We start from the raw sequence: 928 nt of genomic DNA, 5'->3' as shown, positions 1-928 counted from the left end.
CGGCCTGGCACTTGGCGGCCGGCCTGGCCCAGCCCCTGTTTACCGGCGGCCGCCTGGAAGGCGAGATCCGCCTGAACGACGCCCGGGTACGCCAGGTATACAACCAATATCAAACCGTGGCATTGAACGCCTTCCGCGAAGTGGAACAGACCCTGGCGGCCGAAGCCTGGCTGAGAGAGCGGGAAAAGGCCCTGCGGGAAGCGGTAGATCAAACCGAAGCCAGCCGCAAGCTCGCGGTATATTCCTACCAGCAGGGGCTGATTCAGATTCTGACCCTACTGGACAGTTACCGCAGTACCCTCAACGCGCAAAGCGCGCACCTGCGCGTACAACGCCAGTTGTTGAACAATCGTATCGATCTTTATCTGGCCCTGGGCGGTGCGGTTTGAACGGCAAACAGACGCTACTGAAAATGGCCTTGCCGGCCGCCGTGCTGCTGGCGGCCGTGGGCGCGGCCCGGGCCATGCTGGAAACTCGTCCGGGCAGCTCGCCGCAAATAACACAGCCCTCGCCGCCGACGGTGCAAATCGTCCGCGTCCAACCGCAATCAATAGCACTGAATGTCGCTTCGCAAGGCGTGGTGACGCCCCGCGAGGAAATCGATTTGGTCGCCGAAGTCGGCGGCAAAGTGTTGCGGATGCATCCGGCCCTGGCATCCGGCGGCTTTTTCGAAGCCGACGATTTATTGCTGATGATCGATCCGCGCGATTACGATTACGCCATTGTGACCGCCCAGGCCAAAGTCGCCGAAGCCAAGCGGGTATTGATCAACGAACGGGCTCAAGTCGAACAGGCCGAGAGCGAATGGCGGGCGTTGGGCCAAGGCGAAGCCAGCGACCTGGCGCTGCATAAGCCGCAATTGGCCGAGGCCGAAGCCAAACTGCAAGCCGCCGCCGCGGAATTGGCCAAGGCCAAGCTGGACCGCGGC

1 protein-coding gene and 1 pseudogene are annotated in these 928 nt (G+C 62.4%); both read left to right on the top strand.

Annotated elements, in window-relative coordinates; translation table 11 throughout:
* Positions 1–389: TolC family protein (locus tag NP596_RS21580; protein ID WP_256617435.1), on the top strand; the 389-nt coding region annotated here is incomplete at its 5' end.
* Positions 386–928: pseudogene (locus NP596_RS21575) on the top strand (efflux RND transporter periplasmic adaptor subunit); the annotation flags it as partial. The gene NP596_RS21580 and the pseudogene NP596_RS21575, both read left to right, overlap by 4 nt.

Source organism: Methylomonas rivi (genome assembly GCF_024505165.1).
Lineage (GTDB): Bacteria > Pseudomonadota > Gammaproteobacteria > Methylococcales > Methylomonadaceae > Methylomonas > Methylomonas rivi.
Note: the sequence above shows the minus strand (reverse complement) of the source record. Positions and strands in the feature narration are given on the sequence as shown.